Annotated in this window: 17 protein-coding genes and 1 tRNA gene; 6 read left to right on the plus strand and 12 right to left on the minus strand. The window is 58.3% G+C overall.

Annotation, left to right across the window (positions count from 1 at the left end; translation table 11 throughout):
* Nucleotides 1–335 precede the first annotated feature (335 nt).
* Nucleotides 336–2,066, minus strand: a complete 1,731-nt coding sequence (locus LAC81_RS34785; protein ID WP_223730773.1) for a tetratricopeptide repeat protein — start codon at nt 2,064–2,066, stop codon at nt 336–338.
* Nucleotides 2,067–2,400: 334 nt separating this feature from the next.
* Here LAC81_RS34785 and LAC81_RS34790 point away from each other — a divergent pair, with 334 nt between their 5' ends.
* Entirely contained in the window at nt 2,401–2,994 is a 594-nt protein-coding gene (locus tag LAC81_RS34790; RefSeq protein ID WP_223730774.1) for a helix-turn-helix domain-containing protein, read from the plus strand.
* 61 nt (nt 2,995–3,055) lie between these two features.
* Here the strand turns inward: LAC81_RS34790 and LAC81_RS38470 are convergent, their stop codons facing one another.
* Nucleotides 3,056–3,454: a hypothetical protein gene (locus tag LAC81_RS38470; RefSeq protein WP_328717955.1), complete on the minus strand. Its 399-nt coding sequence runs from the start codon at nt 3,452–3,454 to the stop codon at nt 3,056–3,058.
* A gap of 89 nt (nt 3,455–3,543) precedes the next feature.
* Between LAC81_RS38470 and LAC81_RS34800 the strand changes: the two genes are divergently transcribed.
* A complete protein-coding gene (locus LAC81_RS34800; RefSeq protein WP_223730775.1) occupies nt 3,544–5,331 on the plus strand; it encodes a hypothetical protein in 1,788 nt (595 codons plus the stop codon).
* A gap of 74 nt (nt 5,332–5,405) precedes the next feature.
* Here LAC81_RS34800 and LAC81_RS34805 read toward each other — a convergent pair.
* The 5 genes from LAC81_RS34805 to LAC81_RS34825 form a co-directional block, all read right to left on the minus strand.
* Nucleotides 5,406–5,481: transfer RNA gene (locus LAC81_RS34805), tRNA-Ile, on the minus strand.
* 88 nt (nt 5,482–5,569) lie between these two features.
* Nucleotides 5,570–6,241: a response regulator gene (locus LAC81_RS34810; protein WP_223730776.1), complete on the minus strand. Its 672-nt coding sequence runs from the start codon at nt 6,239–6,241 to the stop codon at nt 5,570–5,572.
* Nucleotides 6,242–6,580: 339 nt separating this feature from the next.
* Nucleotides 6,581–7,312, minus strand: coding sequence for a hypothetical protein (locus LAC81_RS34815; RefSeq protein ID WP_223730777.1), 732 nt, complete (start codon nt 7,310–7,312; stop codon nt 6,581–6,583).
* A 463-nt stretch (nt 7,313–7,775) separates the two neighbouring features.
* Nucleotides 7,776–8,054, minus strand: coding sequence for an HU family DNA-binding protein (locus tag LAC81_RS34820; RefSeq protein ID WP_223730778.1), 279 nt, complete (start codon nt 8,052–8,054; stop codon nt 7,776–7,778).
* 173 nt (nt 8,055–8,227) lie between these two features.
* On the minus strand, nt 8,228–8,599 hold the full coding sequence (locus LAC81_RS34825; protein WP_223730779.1) for a hypothetical protein: 372 nt from the start codon (nt 8,597–8,599) through the stop codon (nt 8,228–8,230).
* Nucleotides 8,600–9,286: 687 nt separating this feature from the next.
* Here LAC81_RS34825 and LAC81_RS34830 point away from each other — a divergent pair.
* Entirely contained in the window at nt 9,287–9,583 is a 297-nt protein-coding gene (locus tag LAC81_RS34830; protein WP_223730780.1) for an antibiotic biosynthesis monooxygenase, read from the plus strand.
* A 1,025-nt stretch (nt 9,584–10,608) separates the two neighbouring features.
* On the opposite strand, the gene LAC81_RS34835 is transcribed toward LAC81_RS34830, so the two are convergent.
* The 5 genes from LAC81_RS34835 to LAC81_RS34855 form a co-directional block, all read right to left on the minus strand.
* On the minus strand, nt 10,609–11,025 hold the full coding sequence (locus LAC81_RS34835; RefSeq protein WP_223730781.1) for a hypothetical protein: 417 nt from the start codon (nt 11,023–11,025) through the stop codon (nt 10,609–10,611).
* A gap of 172 nt (nt 11,026–11,197) precedes the next feature.
* Nucleotides 11,198–11,851 carry a hypothetical protein gene (locus LAC81_RS34840; protein WP_223730782.1) on the minus strand — a complete coding sequence of 218 codons (654 nt, stop codon included), beginning with the start codon at nt 11,849–11,851 and terminating at the stop codon, nt 11,198–11,200.
* 198 nt (nt 11,852–12,049) lie between these two features.
* On the minus strand, nt 12,050–12,532 hold the full coding sequence (locus LAC81_RS34845) for a TadE/TadG family type IV pilus assembly protein (RefSeq protein ID WP_223730783.1): 483 nt from the start codon (nt 12,530–12,532) through the stop codon (nt 12,050–12,052).
* 660 nt (nt 12,533–13,192) lie between these two features.
* Complete coding sequence (locus LAC81_RS34850; protein WP_223730784.1) at nt 13,193–15,064, minus strand: adenylate/guanylate cyclase domain-containing protein; 1,872 nt, start codon at nt 15,062–15,064, stop codon at nt 13,193–13,195.
* Between the two features lie 735 nt (nt 15,065–15,799).
* On the minus strand, nt 15,800–16,723 hold the full coding sequence (locus LAC81_RS34855; RefSeq protein ID WP_223730785.1) for a homocysteine S-methyltransferase family protein: 924 nt from the start codon (nt 16,721–16,723) through the stop codon (nt 15,800–15,802).
* Between the two features lie 287 nt (nt 16,724–17,010).
* On the opposite strand from LAC81_RS34855, the gene LAC81_RS34860 reads away from it, so the two are divergent.
* The 3 genes from LAC81_RS34860 (at nt 17,011) to LAC81_RS34870 (ending at nt 18,452) form a co-directional block, all read left to right on the plus strand.
* Complete coding sequence (locus LAC81_RS34860) at nt 17,011–17,424, plus strand: SyrB-like regulator (protein WP_223730786.1); 414 nt, start codon at nt 17,011–17,013, stop codon at nt 17,422–17,424.
* Between the two features lie 112 nt (nt 17,425–17,536).
* The gene (locus tag LAC81_RS34865) at nt 17,537–18,079 is read left to right on the plus strand and encodes a hypothetical protein (RefSeq protein WP_223730787.1); all 543 of its coding nucleotides are present in this window, start codon (nt 17,537–17,539) and stop codon (nt 18,077–18,079) included.
* An 82-nt stretch (nt 18,080–18,161) separates the two neighbouring features.
* A complete protein-coding gene (locus LAC81_RS34870) occupies nt 18,162–18,452 on the plus strand; it encodes a hypothetical protein (protein WP_223730788.1) in 291 nt (96 codons plus the stop codon).
* The last annotated feature ends 279 nt before the right edge of the window (nt 18,453–18,731 follow it).

The following is an 18,731-nucleotide window of genomic DNA, read 5'->3' on the forward strand; positions in this document are numbered from 1 at the left end:
CCGTGCGTAGGGGGCCTCGCTTCCCTGAAACCTCTTGGGGGCGTTTTAAAGCTCTCTGTCGACCGCCGACCTCGTGGTGTGGCTGAACCCGGGTGTTCCGGACAAAACCCGGATCTCCTACACCACGACATGCGTTTCCTCAGGGACGACTTGAGCACCATCGGACGTCCGACGTGGCCGTCGGCAGCGTGCCGTCGCCGCTTCGAAAATGGTTCGCCGGCCATGTCCGAAACAAGGGAATAGCCAACGACGGTGGTTCCTGATTGATCGACCTCTGGGGATATCCGCCGGACGCGCAAGCGGCGAAGCCGGCCCGCGCAACGTTTCTACAGAGATCATGGGAGACTGGCCAGACGCAGGCCGGACTTAGCGAGACCATCGTCCAGGAGTTCAATCAACTCCGACGTATAGCCGAGGGCGGTAAGCTCAGTCTTCGTCGAGTGCGGTGAGCTGCCCTTGTTCCAACGTAACCTGTCGAGCGCGCTTGTCGCCTCTCGCGTCAGATCAAGCTGGCCTGCCGCCGCGATCCGCAGAACGCTCACGGCGGTGTCGTTCGGTCTGGCCAACTGGCGCGCGCGCTTGAGCGCTTCGCGGTAGGCGCGGTTTCGGTAATCCTCGAGCGCCAGAGTGAGCGCGGCGTCACGGTGGAAAAACTCGAAATCTGTTTCCGCCACCTGCGCCAGGCGCACGCCTTCTGCATACTGGCCATTGATAAAGAGCAACAGTCCGAGCCGAGCCGAAATAGCTTCGTTCAACGGATTGAGTGCCGCGGCGCGGCGACCGGACACGAACGCCGCCTCGGTATCACCGGCGACAAAGCGGGCCTGCATTTGGGCGACGTAGCTCTGGCTCGACTGCGGAGCCAGGGCTACCGCCCTGTCCGCAAGCTTCACCGCACGCGCTGCCTCCGTCAGAGAGGATCTCGCTTCGCCGGTTGCCACCAGCACCATGGCCAAGCTTGCGAGGACTTCCGGGTCCGTCGCCCGATAACTCACCGACTTTTCCAGGCAGGCATGCGCAGACGCCAAACCTTCCGGGTCAAAGCGTGCCATCGCAATATCGGCGAGCAGCACGCAACCATAGCCAATTGACGGCTCCGCTAGCTGACGCGCCGCCTCCAGGCTGACGATGACGCCTTCCTCGCCGGCGAGCGAGCGAGCGAGCCGCGCCAGCAGTCTTTCCTGTACTGTTCTCGCGTCGCCATTGTCGAGCGTCGCCTTCGCGGTGCCAGAGCGGAGCGCCTCATTGCTTTGTGCATCGACGACCTGCCACGAAACCTGATGTTCGGTGGCGTCGGTACTGTAGGCAACCGAAAGCCTGTATCCATTGCCCCCCTGCGATGCAGCGTCAATCCCGGCCATTGGCGCTTGCGTCAATGTGCGTAGCGAGGAGAACTGCGACAGCACGTGAACCAACTGGTCGGCTGCCTGCCGCTGGGACTTTCCGGTTCCGCCGCCTGCAGCAACCTCGACGACGATCGTCGGCTTGGCCGAGAACACCGGTTGCCACGGAGGGGCTTCGACGACCGAGAGGTAGAACGCTCCGGCCATCGCCGCAGCGCCTGCGATTGCGACTGAGATCAGGCCAAAGGGGCGTCGTTTTGGCTGGGCCACGTCGGGCGCGACGTAAGGCGGCTCTTCCGGCTCGCTTTCCGTGTTCGTGGGGGCCGTTACGGTTGTCGAGGGATCCGGGGAGGGGGCATCGCTTCCCACGAAAGAAGGAACGTAGTTGCCTTTAGGCAGCTCGATGCGAACCCGGACTTCCTCGCTTGAGGTCCCGTAGTACTGTGCCAGCGCCGCCCGCAACCGCGAGACTTCGACACGCACGATCGGATCGCTCGCGGGATCGAAAGAGGTCGGCCGGCCGAAAACGTCTATCGCAATTGAATAGGCTTTGACCCCTCGCGAGCGGCCAGCGAAGAATTCATCCACCAGGTAACACAGGAGTTTGCGATGGCGCTCAGTCGCACGAAACTGAGTGTCGGCGAGCATTCGCTCAAGTGCCGCACGCGCCTCAGATTCGGTGACCGCACTAGAAACGGTTTGACTCGCGTCTCCGGCATTCATCAAGAACTCCCGTCATCGCGCAGGTTCATCGGTGATGTGAGCAGCATCGTAATAGCGCTGGCAATCGTAATGATTGTTTTTCTGATCATAAGATCCTCTTCGAGCACGAGGACGGCGCGTTCGGAATTAAGAAACCGTCCTGCCCAGGAACGAGTAAACATGGCTGTATTCGATCGCGAAAGATCAGCATTCGAGGGCAATCGTATATTCGCGTAAGTTACGCTGCGCGTGTGGGTGGGCGCCGTATTGTCATCAGTATGATTTTTTCGTTCCGAATAATGTTGATCCCATAAACATCCACTGGCGAACCGTTGCCGCCGTCTGTCGAGGCCGAATGACCGTAGAATTATCGACCAAGGATCGCACTCAGCTCCGTGAAGCTGCTCCGCTGCTGACTTTTTCGAACGGGCAAGCAATTTACAGCCCAGGAGAAACGGCCGACCGCGCCTTCCGCGTCGCCTTCGGGACAGTTCGCATCTACCGGATGCTTGCCAATGGTCGCAGACAGATCCTTTCGTTTCATATGGCAGGCGAATGGTTCGGAATCGAAGACGGCAGTCACCGACGGTTCTGCGCGGAAGCAATCGGATCGACCGGTATTCTCTCCATGAATGCCGATAGAGCCGTGCCCCTATCCTTGATATTTCTGGCACTATCATCGGCGCAGGAGCATCAACTCGTAGTCGGCCGACCGAGCGCCGATGAACGCGTCGCTGCGTTTCTGCTCGCAATGTCGGCCCGGCACCATGGCTCTTATGTGTTCGAGTTGCCAATGCCTCGAAGCGACGTTGCAGACTACCTGGGTTTGACCATTGAAACGGTTTCGCGCGCCATCACTCGACTGAAGCGACACCGGCTAATTCGGCTCGACGGCTCCCGAAGGATCGAGATCCTGGATATCGATGCCTTGCAAACCCTTTGCGGATGATAGCACTTCAGGACAATGCCGCACTAAGCGAGGAATCCCTGGATTTCTTTGACCAGGGCTTCTACGAGCTCTTCGAATTCCCGTCGGCGTTCTTCGCGTAGGGTGTCGGATACATGCCGACCTTGGCCAAGGCGCCGTCAGCAACGGCCAAGTCTTCGCACAATCCTCGGAAACTCTCCCGACCAAGCAGAAGCTGTCTTATTTGGAGCGACTTGGCGGGAAAGCGGCTCAGCGCCGCCTGAAGTCCGACGTTACGTTCGTTTGAAGTCAATCGCGCTTTCATGCACCCCTCCGCCCGGATCCTCGATATACGCTCACCGGATAGTGAGGAGAGGGTGTCGGATGAATAGGTATCATACGCGACGATACCATGGCGTGTCGGTCGGTTCGATTCAGCGAGGCGGCGACCACATTGGGAGTGATTGATTTCAAAGATTTTTTTGACGCTGCTGCTATTCATGCGTGAGTTCTAAAGATAGTGTGATCTGAGTTGGATTTTTCACTGAGATCGCCTTCAAGTTGGGTGCGGTCGGCAACGAAAGGGATGTGATGGTCGCTGAAAGTTCAGGCACGGAGCAACTTGCCGCGCCCTCTGCCGACGATGTGCGAGAGCAGCTAGCCCGCATCCTTTCCAGCGACAAATTCCAGCTTCCTGATCGGGCTCGAAACTTCCTCCAATTTGTCGTCACTGAAACCCTGGAGGGTCGTTCCGAGTACCTGAAGGCATTCACCATTGCGCATGATGTATTCGGTCGAGGAGACACGTTTGATGCGCAAAGCGACCCGGTCGTTCGAATTGAAGCTGGCCGGATCCGTCGCGAGTTGGAGCGCTACTACCTCTTGTCGGGGCCAGTGGAGCGAGTAGTCATCACCATTCCGAAAGGTGGCTACGTGCCGGCCTTCGAATTCAATCCCGAGTTCAAAGGCGTCGAGCCGGCCGAGGCTGAGACTCTGCCCCAAATCCAGCATCGGCTTGGGTTTCCGCCTGCAATCCCGGAACCGCTGAAAACAGGGTTTCGCACCGGATTTACGCTGAAGGCGGCGCTGGCCGCAGCTGTCGTGGGCTTGGTGATTACGTCGACACTGCTGATAAGAGCGGTCTTTACAGATTTCCGGTTTACATCAGTGGCGACCCCATCCGATCGACCGGCGATCGCGGTCGAGCGCTTTAGGGACGTCTCGGTAAACGACCGGTCTTCGGGCATGTCGCTCGGTCTCACGGACGAGATCATCGGCAATCTCGTCAAGTTCAAGGAAATCATGGTTATTGAGGGTACGGCGGCTGTTGCACGCAATCGTTCCATTTCAGGTTACATCCTCCAGGGCTCTGTGAGAGTTGAGAGTGACAAGGTCCGATCGATTGCGCGGCTCGTTCGGCGTTCGGATGGCGTGATCATCTGGGCGAACAACTACGATTCAGATTTGCGTGCGCAAAGCGCATTCGAAATTCAAGACGCCCTCGCGAGAGACATTGCTTCCGCGGTCGCGCAGCCTTTCGGCGTCATCTTTCAGACCGACACCAAGGACATTGCATCCCAGAGTGTAGGCGGAGTGGATGCTTATACCTGTACCTTGGCCTATTACAGCTATCGCACAGAAATGACGCAGCAGGCGCACGAGGTCGCGAAAGACTGTCTGGAGGAGGCGACCAGCAGAGCACCCGCTGATGCGACGATGCAGGCGTTTCTTTCGCTTCTCTATCTCGATGAAGTGCGTTTTTCTTACAAGCTCGGCGTGAAACCACTGCCGGCTTCGCTGGAAAAGTCTTTCAAACTGGCGGAGCGCGCAGTCGAACTCGATCCGCAAAATGCCCGCGCTCTCCAAGCGCTCATGCTCGCCAACGTTTTCCGAAACGATATTCAATCTGCCTTGCGAGCCGGCGCGGCGGCCTATGCCATCAACGCGAACGATACGGAGGTCGCAGGCGAGTATGGTTTGCGCCTGGCGATGTCCGGAAAATGGGATACCGGATGCGGGCTTGTCTCGAACGCTGTGAGCAAGGGGGCGGGTCCAAAGGGTTACTTCGAAGTTGGCATGGCGCTCTGTGCATTCATTGAGGGGGACCTCGGAGCTGCGGAACTCTGGTCGCGAATGTCGGACCTCAATTACAATCCGATGCACCACATGGTCTTGACGGCCATTCTCGGGGCCTCGGGCCGGGTCGATGAGGCCAGAACCGAGCTGAACTGGCTTACCGAACACGCCCCGGCGCTCATGCCGAACATCGCGCGGGAGGTCGCCGTGCGCATCGCGCGTCCGGAAGATCGGGAACGCATCTTTGCTGGCTTGCGTGCGGCCGGTGCAGAAATCGAAAAATCTCCGAGCGCGACCAATTAACCGGCTGACCGGCATTGCTGCGATGACCTTGAAAGGAAAGAGTCTCGCATGCCTGGGCGACCAGGCGAGAGATGTGGTGGGCCCGGCAGGACTCGAACCTGCAACCAATCGGTTATGAGCCGATGGCTCTAACCATTGAGCTACAGGCCCCACAAGAGAGTTTTTTACGGACAGCAAACCGATTGATCAAGTTCGGCTCGCGACGAATTTGTTCCGAGCCGTGTTTATAGTTCCTAGTTTAGCTGACCCTTCCCCGATCAAGCGCGCCATCCGGAACCACTTCGAGTCGCTGCGCGGCTAACACGACCTCCAGCCTATTTCTAACGTCGAGCTTCTGCATCAGCACTGTCATGTAGTGCTTGACGGTTTTTTCGCTGATATCCAAGTAGGCCGCGATTTCACGGTTGGTGCTGCCGCGCATCAGGTGACGGACGATTTGTTCTTCGCGCAAACTCAGGCGCTGCTGTGCCTGCTGGCGTCGGCGCAGTTCTGCAGTTTTCATCGCCATGATAACCTTGGTGGCAAAGCCTGCGGTGATGAAAGTGTCGCCATCGTAGACCGTGCGTATCGCCTGATGCAGATCGCTGGCTGAACTGCCTTTGAGCACGTAGCCTGCGACGCCATAGTTCAGCACCTGGATCGCCGTTTCAATGCTCGAATTCGCTGTGAAGACGATGATCCGCGTATCCTGATATTTCTGTGCAATCACCTCGATGGCGGCAACTGCGTCGCCCGGCATGCTCAGGTCGAGGACGAGGACGTGCGGCGAATGTTCTTCGACGATCTTTAAAGCGTCGACCGCATTCTCGCCCTTGGCGACGATATTGAGATCGCTTTTTCCTGAGTACAAGCTGACCAGTCCTTCAAGTAAAATCGGATGGTCGTCGACGAACGCGACTGAAATGCACATAAAATCATTTCTCCAATAATATAATTTGTGTAAACTTTGTTATGAAATCTAGGATGTCCTCCTTCTATCGATGGAAGTGTTCGTGTTGGCGGAATAGGACTGAAAATATCAATCTGCAAGGGTTGATATACGTCATCATTTCACGGTCGGCATCGTGTGATGCTTGCCGCGTCTCCTTCTCCAAACCCCTAAAATATAGTAGAGAACTGGGCGCTGCTTTTAAAGGGTCTGCTTAAAAAAGGGTTAATTTTACGATGGAGTTTGATGCCCCTCGACCCGGCGATCCTCAGACGAGCGAACGAGGCGGCTATTTATGAACGGGTCGTTGCTCGCCGCATTTCATCCGAAGTACGCTTGGCGGCTTCTCCTCGATGGAGGGCAAGAGTGCGCTTGCTGTGGTCCGGAGACGGAACTCACGTCCGTCGCATGTGTTTCATTATGATCGCTGGCAAAGGAATGGAGATGGAAGCCAATGACAAATATCAAAGCCAAGGGATTTGAGAGCCCATCGCATTTGGGGGAACATCTGGACGAACTTGACCACGAGAGTCCCGCTGAAGATCCGTCGACGGCAGAAGAAGTTCGGTCCAGCGGGGAAGAGATCGCGGAGTTGCGTCGTGTCGTCGCCCAACTCCAGGCTCGGCTGGTGACCATCCGTGAACAGACGGATGGGGTAAATGCGCCTCCGTCTCGACCCATGGACACGGCTGACATACTTTCGATATCGCCGTCTTCGTCCTCGTAAGACGCGCTCATCTCGAGGACACCCAAGCGATCGAAATTCGCTTGCATGTGAAACGAAAGCCAAACCAGATACTCCAGCGGATAGCCGGGGTTTCCTTCGTATGTGACGACGAAGGGGTAGACCGACCAGAACCGGTCGGCCAGAGCTTCGCCGTCGGTGGCAAAGACAAGGAGATCGCTGTTCTCGCCGATATCGTGAAGTTCGATCGTCAAGTCATGTTTGCGCAATGCTACGTAACCGCCAAGTCGATCCCACGGCAAGGACGTCAAGATGATGTCGCGCCATCGTTCGATGGCGTCGTCGAAATCGATGCGAACCAAAAACATGCAAGGTCCCCGCAGAGGCATGCCACAATCAAGAGCTTACAGCCTCGCATAGTACACGCTGCAGTCAACTAATATCAGCGCTATCTAAATTGTAAGTCCGGTTGAGCTTTCTGTACTTTGGGCGAGCAGCCCCCACGAAGCGACACAAAGCTGTGGTGTTTTCAGCGGCCTAGCTTCGGAATGGGTGAGCCTCTGCCCGACACAGAGACTCTGCGGCCAGTGCGACCACGAGGGCTGTGCTGCGGTCGCGTTCTCGATGCTACCCCGGAACGATCACAGCACAATTCATCCATTCTGGGTGAAGAGGGCCCATGTCGGGCCCTCCGGCGTAGTATTGACGGCCTGAGTGCGCCTCAGGTTTTTGCAGAACTGACCGGGTCTCCCCGGACCGAGGCAGAGAAGGGCCGGAACGCCCTCAGGGGTCGTCCGGCTCTCCATTCGCGGTCCTAAACTTCCAGTGGCATCAGCCGTTCAACGCGTCCTTGAGAGCTTTAGCCGGCGCGAAGGTTAACTTCTTGGCTGCTGCAACTATGATGGTCGCGCCGGTGGCCGGGTTGCGAGCCTCGCGCTCTGGCGTGTCCTTGATCTTAAATTTGCCGAACCCGGGTATGGATGTTTCTGCGCCGGATGTGGCGGCGGCAGTCACGGCGGCAAAGACCGCCTCGACAATTGTCTTGCTCTGGACCTTGGTCAGGCCATGCTCGGTGGCGAGCTTTTCTGCAATTTCGTTGGTCGTTGTCATTTGTTTTTCCCCTCTTGTGGTGGGCAATTGTTGTCCGGCAGAATCCCCTTTGTCATCGGGTGCGCAGCGAGAAGGGGCTAAAAATGGGCGATTTCCACAGCACAATCGTGGTTCTCACTTGAAACTTCTGGTGGAGGTTTGTCAGTCGGCCCGCTGGAAACGGCAGCGGGTGATCATTTTGTGCTACAAGGGATCGCCCGCCAGTTGGAATGCCGCGCGTTGAGCAAGGTCGAATTCCCATCCATCACAAGCCACAGCTCGTTTCCCAGGGGGCGAACCGTCAGCGGTTTTCGTTTCTCCTGACGGCCATTAGCCGAGGCCAACATGTGGCGGTTGGCGTTGATGATGCCGCGCTCGCGCGCACGCGCGTTGACCAGGTGCTCAAGTGGAACCATTAGATGTGGCTCACCGAGGTCGAAGTAGAGTGAAGGGTCATCGGGAAGACTTACAAGCATTGCTGCTATTTCGCAGTCGAACGCAAATTCGCCAACAGCACCGCCAGGCTGGAGAGTGAGAAACTTGGGCGACATTTCCTCAGCCGTCATGCAGTGCCTCTCATAGATAGCTTAGTTCTGACCCTTCGCAGACGGTCGGAAAACCGACATGCGACGCGCTGGCGCATCAGAACTGCGATGCGGAGAATTGGTTCCCTATTCTTCGGTGGGTGCTATGTCGAAGTGCGGTGTCGGGCTACGCCGCTGAAAAGGTGCGACGAGCGGTTTGAGACGAGCCCTAACTTCGCTCCGAGGTGTTTTGCTTGCTGTTCAGTCAATCGGAACTGTAGTGATGATACGTCAGTCCGCTTGGGGTCGACACTGAACTCAATTCTCAAGAGGACGTCGCCACTTCCGTCGGTGACGGCCTCTGCCTTCCAATCGGTGACGGCGGAGGCTCGGATGTTGCCTTCTCCCTCTTTGCTCCACTCATTTCTATGCAAGCTGTCTCCCCCTCTGGCTGTGAAAGCTGCCGGCAGAAATAACTTTTGAACACGCGTAGCTCGCGCTCCTTTCCCGGACCACGCGCTGGACGAATTGGTGCATACCAATCCACCGATATTGGTTTTCTTCGCATTAAAATTTGTTAATCAGCTAAATTAGAATTGAGGTAGCCTGTGGTTGTTACGTGCTGCATGCTCCGCATGCAGCAAAGGGCGAGAGGGTCGTCAGCACCAATGGAACACTGGCGCTGTGCGCGAAGCAGTGCAGAGACACGAACAAGGGTAAGAGGTCGTCATGGTCGCGTTCAACGTTGTGCGGTTCAAAGTCAAGCCCGGCATGGAGACGGCATTTCTCGATGCGCATAGATCCATCGCACAAAGCTGGTCGGGTTTGCGTCACGCCAACATCATCGAGACGGGAGAGGGGCGTTATTGCATCATCGCAGAATGGGAAAGCATCGAGGCAATGGCGGCGAGCCGCCCACAGATGATCGCCACGCTCGACAGTTTTCGAGAAACCCTGGAGGATCTCGGCGGAGGCTTGGGGGTCACCGACCCGGTCGCAGGTCCGGTAGTCCTGTCAGCGAAGTAGTGGCCATGCCCTGGAGTGCATGAGACGTAGCCTGGTGAGCCTCTGCAGGGGGCAGAGGCTCTGGGGCTATGCGACTACAGGGTCGAAGGCGCAGTCGCATTCTGAGATGCTATACCTCGGGTGTCGGTACGCAATTCACCCGTTCCGATTAGCACCTTCTCGCCAAGGCGGGGCGTACGACGCGGGCCGACATGGTTGCGTGAGGTATCTCCAACTGAGTGCAAAGCCTGACCTCGGCGGAGCCATCTCGCCGGGACACAAGGGCGGGGGAATCCAGTGGCGCCACGGCTGCGCCGCGGTCGCGAAGGGACATCCAAACCTAGGGTGACAGGAATTGTTCCTCCATCGGACTTCGGTCCGATACGCCTCTCGCAAAGGTCTTAGCTTCGTTGCTGCACGATCCGGTCGCACTAGTGTTTTCTCCAGAACCCTTGCCTCTCGGCCCTGCCTGCGTCGGACCGGCAAGGACCCCTATACGAAGGAAACTCAGAAGGACATGGGTTTAATGCAGTTAGGCCGCGCTCGGTTGGCAATGGCGCTTCCCCGTCACCGACGGGCGATCCTTGAATCAGGGACGACTTTTCGACCTGTTCGAAGCTTACGCATGGGCTTCTGCAAAGCTTGATAGGCTGGTGCGGGAGGTTCCCCGACAGGAGGAGCTCATTACCGAATACCAGCAAGTCTGTCTGGCCTTGCAAGGTGACGTTGAATTGCTGGCGTGGCTGGATCGTCGATCGTAGCGTTGCACAGACAGCAGGTCCAAAAACTCAAGCCCCAAGGCGTTTCGGCGCTCAAGGAACCTTCTTGGCGAGTTAGTCAGCAATCATTCCCATAAGTGTGCGCTCAACCACGCACGTCTCGATCAGCGAGGCTTGGCCATTTAGAACCGCGACGAGTTCCCCGGCAGTCATAAAGCGGAACACAAACCGGTAGAGCGCCATCGCTTCCAAGCCCTCATATTCGTCGGGATCACCCTCTTTCAGTTCTTTTCGCTGTTCAACCGCAGCACGGCGACGACCCTAAAGCTACACTAGGGGATCACCGAGCGTTTGCACTTGTTGGTTCGCCTGAAGCATTTGCCGAAGTTCGTTCAATTCCTTCAGCCGGCTTTGTCTTGTCGAAAAGAAGTCGACGACGCACGCCATCACGCCGCCTATCCGCAAAATCGCCTTGCGAACGATCAGCACCTTCACCGCCAGCAAGGCCCAAAATTCCAATGTTGCGACGCTATTTGTCGGGAAAATGTCGAAAAATACGACCGGAAGCAGACAGAGCCAAAACAACCCGGTCCAGAAATTTGCGGCGAGTTGTGCGGCTTGTCTCTGCAGCGTCGCAAGCCGGCTGAGGGCGCGGTAACGGTTGTCGGCCTGCATCGAAAAGTAGCAGCCTTGCCCGTAGCAGGTTGCTAGCAATAATCCATATGCAATCAGGCCGTAACTCATACTCAACCCCGCTAACCTGGCTTTTGAGACGGTAGACGTCGGCATTGTCCTGGAACCCGCACAGCCCCCTGTATGAGGGATGGCGGAGCTTCTTGTGGGTAAGGCGGGAGGCTCGACTTTGGCGACCACAAACCTCGAAAGTGTGGCCCGGTTCTGCCCCCTCCATCTGGTGCTATCTGAGCAGGCGGATTGCTCCTGGATTGTTGATGGTATTGTTGGCAAGCGCCGCCTTGCAATCCAGCTTGAATTTGCTGTTGCCGATCATGGTGATCTCCTGCGCGACGATGCGCACACATTCGCCACTCGTGGACCCGCTGCCGGCATACTGGATTTCACGTGATGCCGGCATGTAGATGATGCCCGCAAGCGACGAGGCGCTGTTGCCGTTGATCGTCGCCGTCGCCGTATTGTTCCTGGCGGCAACGATCGAGAACCCCGCCCAGTCGCCCGTCAGCGCAGGCGTCACCTTGAAGGTCGAACCGCCATGAATGTCGAGCTGGGCGCCGTTCATCAGGAAGAAGGTGACGCCCTCAGCGGTGACTATCGACTGGCTGGCGAATTTGAGGGGATTGCCGTCGATGATATAGGCGCCCGGTCGCAGCAGGACCTTGCCCTTGATTTCCAGGCCTCCATAGGTACCGGGCTTCAGTTCCACGGTATAGCCGGCGGGCGGGTTATTCGGCGTCTTGCTCGTGCCGTTGCAATCGCCATTGCCACTACCGCCACCGACGAAGTTCTGTCCGCATCCCGCAAGGCTCACCCAACTGCCCGTCGTCGGCATTTTCTTCGACAGGAACGGGTCCTGGACCGGTGCGACCTCTTCCACTGCCTTGGGGCAGGCAAGCGTGAGATGGGCAAGCGTCGCTGAGACTTGGCCAGTGGTGTACAGACACTCCGGTCTTGAGCGTAGCTGATCCGCTGAGATAGATCGACTGTGGGTCGCTCGAATTCGAGGTGATGGTGCAGCCGGACGTATCGACCGTGGCGCTGCCGCTTATTTCAAAAGCCCGGGTTGCGGTCGAGCTTAGAGCCAGCATGCATGCTTCTCTGCCTGGCATGCGCGCGGCAACGCTGACGCGATCGATCGTATAGGATTGAAGGCCGACGAAAGCGGTGGGTATGTGAGCTCATAGGTCGCCGTCGCCGTGGTCTCCACGCCGAGGGCACCGAAGGCGACCTTGATTGCCTGGGACGCTGGTGGCGGCGAGCTGCCCGATCCGCTCTGGTCGACGATCTCTGACGTTCCGAAATTGGCGAAGAAGGTGGTGTTCGCCAGGTCCTTCGCCTTGGTTTGATCCCCTTCGTCACCATAGGACTTCAGTGCAGAAAAGGCGGCCGCATCGAGCCCATCCTGCATTTTGGCAGCCTCTAGATTGATGCGGGCGAGATTGACGGCGACAGAAGCGCCGGTAAACAGTGGTACGATTGCCAGAGCCGTCATGATGGCGAAGTTGCCGTTTTTGTCCTTCAGGATGCGGAAAAAGGCGTTCGTCAGATTGCGTAGCATCTGCCCGGATTCCCTCATTGCTACATTAGGTAATGGTAATATTGCGTGGGCTAAGAAGTCGTTAAAGGCGAACAGATGCCGCGCCTGTCTCAATCGGTCCGCGAAATGCGTGCATCGCTGTCTGCAGGTAAGTCTCACTCAAGCAGAGACAGGCAAAAACCCATCTAATCGTGGGAGTCGCAATGACATACGTATTTGAAGTGGTCGACGAAGCTGGGGCAGTGCGCAACTACGTAGCTAAGTTTATGCGCCGGGAAGCAGATAAGCTTGTCGTGGAGCATCGCGGGCTCCAAATGAGGTTCGCAGTATCGCATATCCGCGACTGGTGTGCGGTGGAGTGAATGGAGCGATCCGCTGCCCTCTTCAGGGACGGCAGTGGGAATGTTCGATGCCGTGAGCGTCTGGTCTCAGTCTCCGTCCCGGAAGTCGATACCGACCCAGCCGATAGATGGGTCTGGCGATGTTGTCCGTCGCGATGGCGCGGCCCGTAGGGCGAGAATACTGCCGCTGAATCACAGGGGCAGAACATCTACGGTTAGGTCATGCGGCCCTTGTTCATCGGGCAGGCTGCCCCGGTCTAATAGGTTCTTGTTCTCTGAAAAAGTCATCCAGACAGGCAAGCGTGCGATTGGCAAGCATGCCGCCGACCCCCGGGAAGCGTCAACGATCGCTTGGCGTCCCGACGTTTTCGAGCAGCTTTTGATATTGCGGATGATTGCGCACCGGATCGAGATCTGAATCCTTCATGACCCAAAGTTTCATGTCACTTCCAAACTGCTGCAAGCAAATTTCCAGAAGCTCAATGGCCCGATCGAGCTTGCCAAGCTGCGAGTAGGTGCAGGCGGCGTTGTAGCGGGCGAGGTTATCGTCCGGATCGATCGCCATTGCACGCGCCAGCCATTCTTCCGCCCGATCCCGCTCTCCGAGAAATGCCAGCGCGACAGCTCCCAGCTGCGCAGGCTTAGAGCTGTCCGGATATTGCCTGAGCGCCTCTTCGGCTCGTCTTAATCCAAGACGCGCATATTTTGCCGCCTCCTCTGGACGTCCGAGGGACTTAAGGACACCGCTTAGGAAGAGTGGCGCTTGATAGTCATCGGGCTGAATTTCCATTGCACGAAGGTAATGCCGCGCGGCTTGCTCGAATTCGCCCTGAGTCATGAAAAATTCGGCGTACAACTGATGGGCTTCGTAGCAGTTGGGATCGAGCGCCAGGGCCTTTTCGAAAGCGGCAGCGGCCTCCGCGGCGTGGCTGTCGATCATCAGGGCGTATGCCCGTGCAGTATGGGCTTCCGCCAGGTCGGGCTCGAGCGTCAAGGCCTTTCCGGTGGTCGCCAGAATGTCGCCGGTCGATATCTTCTCGCCATGCTTGGAATGGAGTCGGGAATCACAGTTCGCCATGCCTGCGTAGGCGCGCGCGAAACGTGGATCCAGGTCCGTGGCTCTGGCAAACATCCGCCGCGCCAACATCAGGGAGGTTCTCGTCGCAGCATGAAGTAGCTGGCGACCTCTTAGATAGTCCGTGTAGGCTTCGATATTGTCGGTCGGCGCTAACTCGATTGCCTTCTTCTCATCCGGCAGGAGCTTGACCTTAAGCTGATCGACAATCGTTTTGGTGATCTCATCCTGGATCGCGAAAATGTCGGTGAGCTCACGGTCGTAACGGGCGGCCCACAAATGGCCGCTCGTCGCACCGTCGATCAATTGGGCATTGATCCTCACTCGATTCCCGGCTCGGCGGACGCTACCCTCAACCAAATAGGCAACTCCAAGCTCTTTCGCTATCTGCTCCAGGTTCACCGCCTTGCCCTTGTGGGTAAAGACCGTGTTGCGCCCGAGCACGAATAGCCCCGAAACATTCGACAGGTCGGTGATGATGTCCTCGGTGATGCCGTCACTGAAGAACTCCTGCTCCGGGTCGTTGCTCATGTTCGCGAAAGGCAGGATCGCCACCGATGGTCGGTATGAGCGCTCGCGTGCTGCTTCCGGAACGCCACTGTCCGGCGATCCCAGATTGATGAAGTAGACATGCACGGGCTGGGCAATGTTCTTGACGGTCTTCTCGCCCTGATCGAGGAACTCAAGTTGGAGCTTGTTGCCGACCTGATGACGCACGAACGCTGAACACGCGACACCCCCGGGCCCAGCCAGGCCCTCGAGCCGTGCGGCGACGTTCACACCGTCGCCATAGAAATCCTCGCCGTCGATGATGAGGTCGCCGACATTGATGCCGATGCGGAACTTTATGTGTCGGTCCTCGGGAATTCCCGCGTTGCGCTCCGGCATGCCGCGCTGGATTTCAACGGCGCAACGCGTCGCGTTAAGAACGCTGCTGAACTCGACCAAAAAGCCGTCCCCCATCACTTTGAAGATGCGCCCGCCATGCTTGGCGATGGTGGGATCGAAGAACTCGCGGCGATGCTGGCGCAGCGTGGCCAGCGTGCGCTCCTCATTGGCTTCCATAAGGCGACTGTAGCCCACGACGTCGGCGGCCAAGATGGCCGCCAAGCGTCGCTCAACCTTCTCCTCGGTCATGCATCACCCTCTCAATTGGCCATTATTCTACTCGATCCGAAAGCTGATGTGCAGCTCCAGCGCCGAAGCACGCGGAACGTGCGAATGCCGGTCTGGCCAATGGAATAGGCTCTTGGTGGGAGCATGGACGACATCTTCAAAGCGCTTTGCGATTCCGCGACGTGAGATCCTCTTCCCGCTGTGGGACCAATTGTCGACAGTCACATGACGCGGGATGTCGCTGGACCAGGCTCAAGTGCCGGGTCGTGTGGGCGCGCTAGCTCGTCCCGTGAAAACGAGAATGTGCCCAATCGGCCGTCGAGCATCACATGGTTGCTCGCCTTGTCGGCCAGGCGGCTCTTTTGACTGGGGGGTCGGCAATCGGCGTCGCTGGCCGTGCTCTAAGACGCTACTGGTGAAAGTATTGCTAGTCCCTTTAGGTTGATTGTCTCCAGATGCTGCCTGTGTCAGCCTGATCTCGTTGCGATTTCCGGAGACATTGTTCCCCGGTTCTGCTGTGGACGCCCGCAACCACCCCGACGACGAGCCTCCACTTCGCGGTGGAGGCTCGTTTCATACGCAGACAACGCCATGCGATCTCGCCGTGTTTAGGCTCTGCGGCTGCATCAGCGGGTGCACGCCACAACGTCATTGGCGCGCGGCCCAGGGCGGCATCTAGGGCACTAGCATTAAGCCACATTACCTGTGTCGTCGTTGAGGGCCTCGACTGCCCTTGATGTCCGTCCGACCCGACGCTCAAACGCCCGCCGCGAGCAGAGCCTTGATGTGCCGGATGTCCGAGCCGCAGCATCCGCCAACGACGCGCAACCCGGGGAGCCGTTTTGCCATTTCAGCGCAAAGCGCGCCGAACTCCTGCGGGTCACCGTCATCAAGTTCGGTGGCTTCATCCAGTTCGGCGTGGCTGCGGCGCGATGCGTTTGGCCGGACCATGCCAATGCGATCGAGCCAGCGCGCTGGCAGCTGTTCGCCGAAATGCTGGGGATGGGCGCAGTTGATCCCGTAATAGCGAGCGTAGCCGCCAGTCGCGGCCTCAACCTCGCTGAGCGCGGAATCGAGGTCCTGCCCGGTCGGCAACCGCCCGTCGGTCTCGACCGTGAATGAGAGTGCGAAAGGCAGGCCAAGTTCACGCGCGCGGTTGACCATGCCGATGGCTTCGCCTGGATGGGTGATGGTGAAAGCGGATGCGATGTCCACACCTTCCTCGGCAAAGGTCTCGAGCTGGACGCTGTGCAGGCCGGCCGCTTCGATTGGGGTCAGAAGCTGCTCGGGTGCATAGCCATCGCCTGCCGGCCCGAGTACCCCTTCGATCAGGATATGGTCACGCCATGGATGGGCGCCCCGCAGATCGCGGGCAAAGGCGATAGCCTGCCGGTTGACGTCCCGGATCGCTGCGTCGTCGAGCCCGAGCTTCGGCCCCCAGCCGCCATTGGCGCGCCAAGTCGGCGTGCCCATCACAAAGCCCCGACGCGCTGCTTGGGCCAAGTCGAAATACGAAACCGTGTAGCGCCGCAGCATATCGCGCCCCTCTGGGCTGTCGAGCAGGACGAAGGAGGCGAACAGGGGCATTTCGGCGCCTTCGTGGAAGATCAGGTCTGTCTCCATTCCCCCATCGCTGATGAATGGGTCTGGCGACGAAAACAGGCGGTCAATTATACCCATGGTGTCCTCCCCCAGAGTAACCATTGTAGCAGAATCCGACGGCGTGATCGAACTTGGCAGCGGCGCGCGGCCGGCGTACTCCGTGCTGCCTTGCGCTCGACATTTACCGTTAGAAAATGAGCTGGCCCCGGGTGTGCGCCCACGGCGAAAACTCATTCGTTGGTCGGTGAGCGACAGTCAGCACAGGGCGGTGGTCCTTTGACAGCGAGATAACGCGGGCCGATGAGCCTCATTGACTCTGCTCTTGCCGCGTTGGAAATAGGACTGATAGTCAAAGGGGACAACACATGGCAGACGAGAACAATATCGAGACCGTTGAGGCGACGACGCCGGCTGAAATCGCCCCACCGAAAAAGCGCCGGGGGCCGAAGCCGAAGAACGTTGTTTCGGAAATCGTGTCCGATAGCCCTAAGGTAGATGTTGCGACGACCGCGCCGGTGCGGGGACGCAGGAAGAACGGCGCAAAGGCGGCCGACGGCGCAGCCTCGATCGCGACCATCGGCAAGACCAGGGCGAAGAACATCGCCAAGCGCGCCGAAAAGACCCGAGCTCCAAAGGAAACGGCGCCGGCGGCTCCGGTCCTCGATGATATCGCGGAACTGCTTCAGCTCGAGCAGGAGAATGCACGCCTGCGCAAAACGCTTTCCGAGAAGCTGCGGGCCGAAAACGCCGACCTGCGCAAGCGACTTGGTCTTTCCTGATCGTTTTCGGTATTGGCCGATCGAACTGTGCGATCGGCCTCCTCCTACAATCTGGTCGCTTGCCGGTTCCAGCACTGGGAGCCGACGCGACTGTTTGCGATAAGGGCGCGCGATGAAGTCACCCTGGAAGTTTTTAGCCGATTTGGCGTCTCGGGGCAGAACAGCCAACAATCCTGCGAGCGCGCCAGAAGCCGAGCCGTCAAAGCAGGACGAACCATCGCTCGCCCCGCAAGAGGACACCACGGCATCCTTTGAGCCGAGCGACGACGTTACGAGCGCGGCAGTCGACGCGCCGGACGAGCAGGTCGACCTCGCCGAGACTGTTGTTGACCCGACTGAGATAAGCGAACCTGCGTCTGCGGCCATTCCGCCCGAGCCACCGCGCGACGACGATCACGGGCTGGAACGCGCACCGTCGACTCAACCGAAAACAGTGCAGCGACGCGCCAGGAAGATAAGCGCCAGACCAGTTGCTGCGGTTGAAGCGATCGAGCCCAAAGAAGTGCCAGTCGTCGTGCGACCGCCGCCGACCATGTCCGAGCAAGTCGCTTTCCTGGATGAAGAGGTCCGGCAGCTCAGACGGCAGCTCTCAGAAAAGCTGCGGTTGCAGAACGAGCAGCTTGAAAGATTGCTGAAGCGGTTTGACCCGTCGTGATCGGGAGGCTCGCCCTTGACCAAAATTGGCCCGCCTCACGACCAACGCAACATCGAAATCGCATAGCAAGACCACGGTCCCCATGTCTTCCATTCACGCCTTCATCTGCGAATTGATCAGAGCTGCCAACGAGGTTGAGAAGCTGACCCCGCACGAGATGAGCCGTCTTCTTGACCGTTCTGTCGACACCATCCGCGATCTGCGCGAGCACACCGACCGGGTTGGTAATCGACGCGCGAAGGACGTGCTGATCGACTTGCAAGTAGCGTCCGCGCGGGCCCGAGATCTTTCACCCGAAGATGCGAGGGATACGCTTCTCGATGCGGCGGAGATCATCCGAGCATTGAGGATCATGCAAGACGGCGATGAATGAGTTCGTCCGATCGGCCTGAGCGCTGACGGGACATTCCGTTTGAATCCTCGTTTCTGGTCCGCCGATGATCATTGATGCAGGACCAATCGGGGCTCCGATCTCCCGTGGCCCATAGAGGCGATGACTGCCACCAGTCCGCGTCGCGACTATTGCAATCCCGGTGGCCCTCATCCGCTTTGTCGAGCAACCCTCGAGCGCCTCCCCATAGCAGCGAAGAAAGAAATAGCGCTCGTGCCTCAGGTTCAGACCAGCTTCGCTCCATAAGTGAGTTAATCGTTG

Origin of the sequence: Ensifer adhaerens (assembly GCF_020035535.1) — a bacterium.
Lineage (GTDB): Bacteria > Pseudomonadota > Alphaproteobacteria > Rhizobiales > Rhizobiaceae > Ensifer.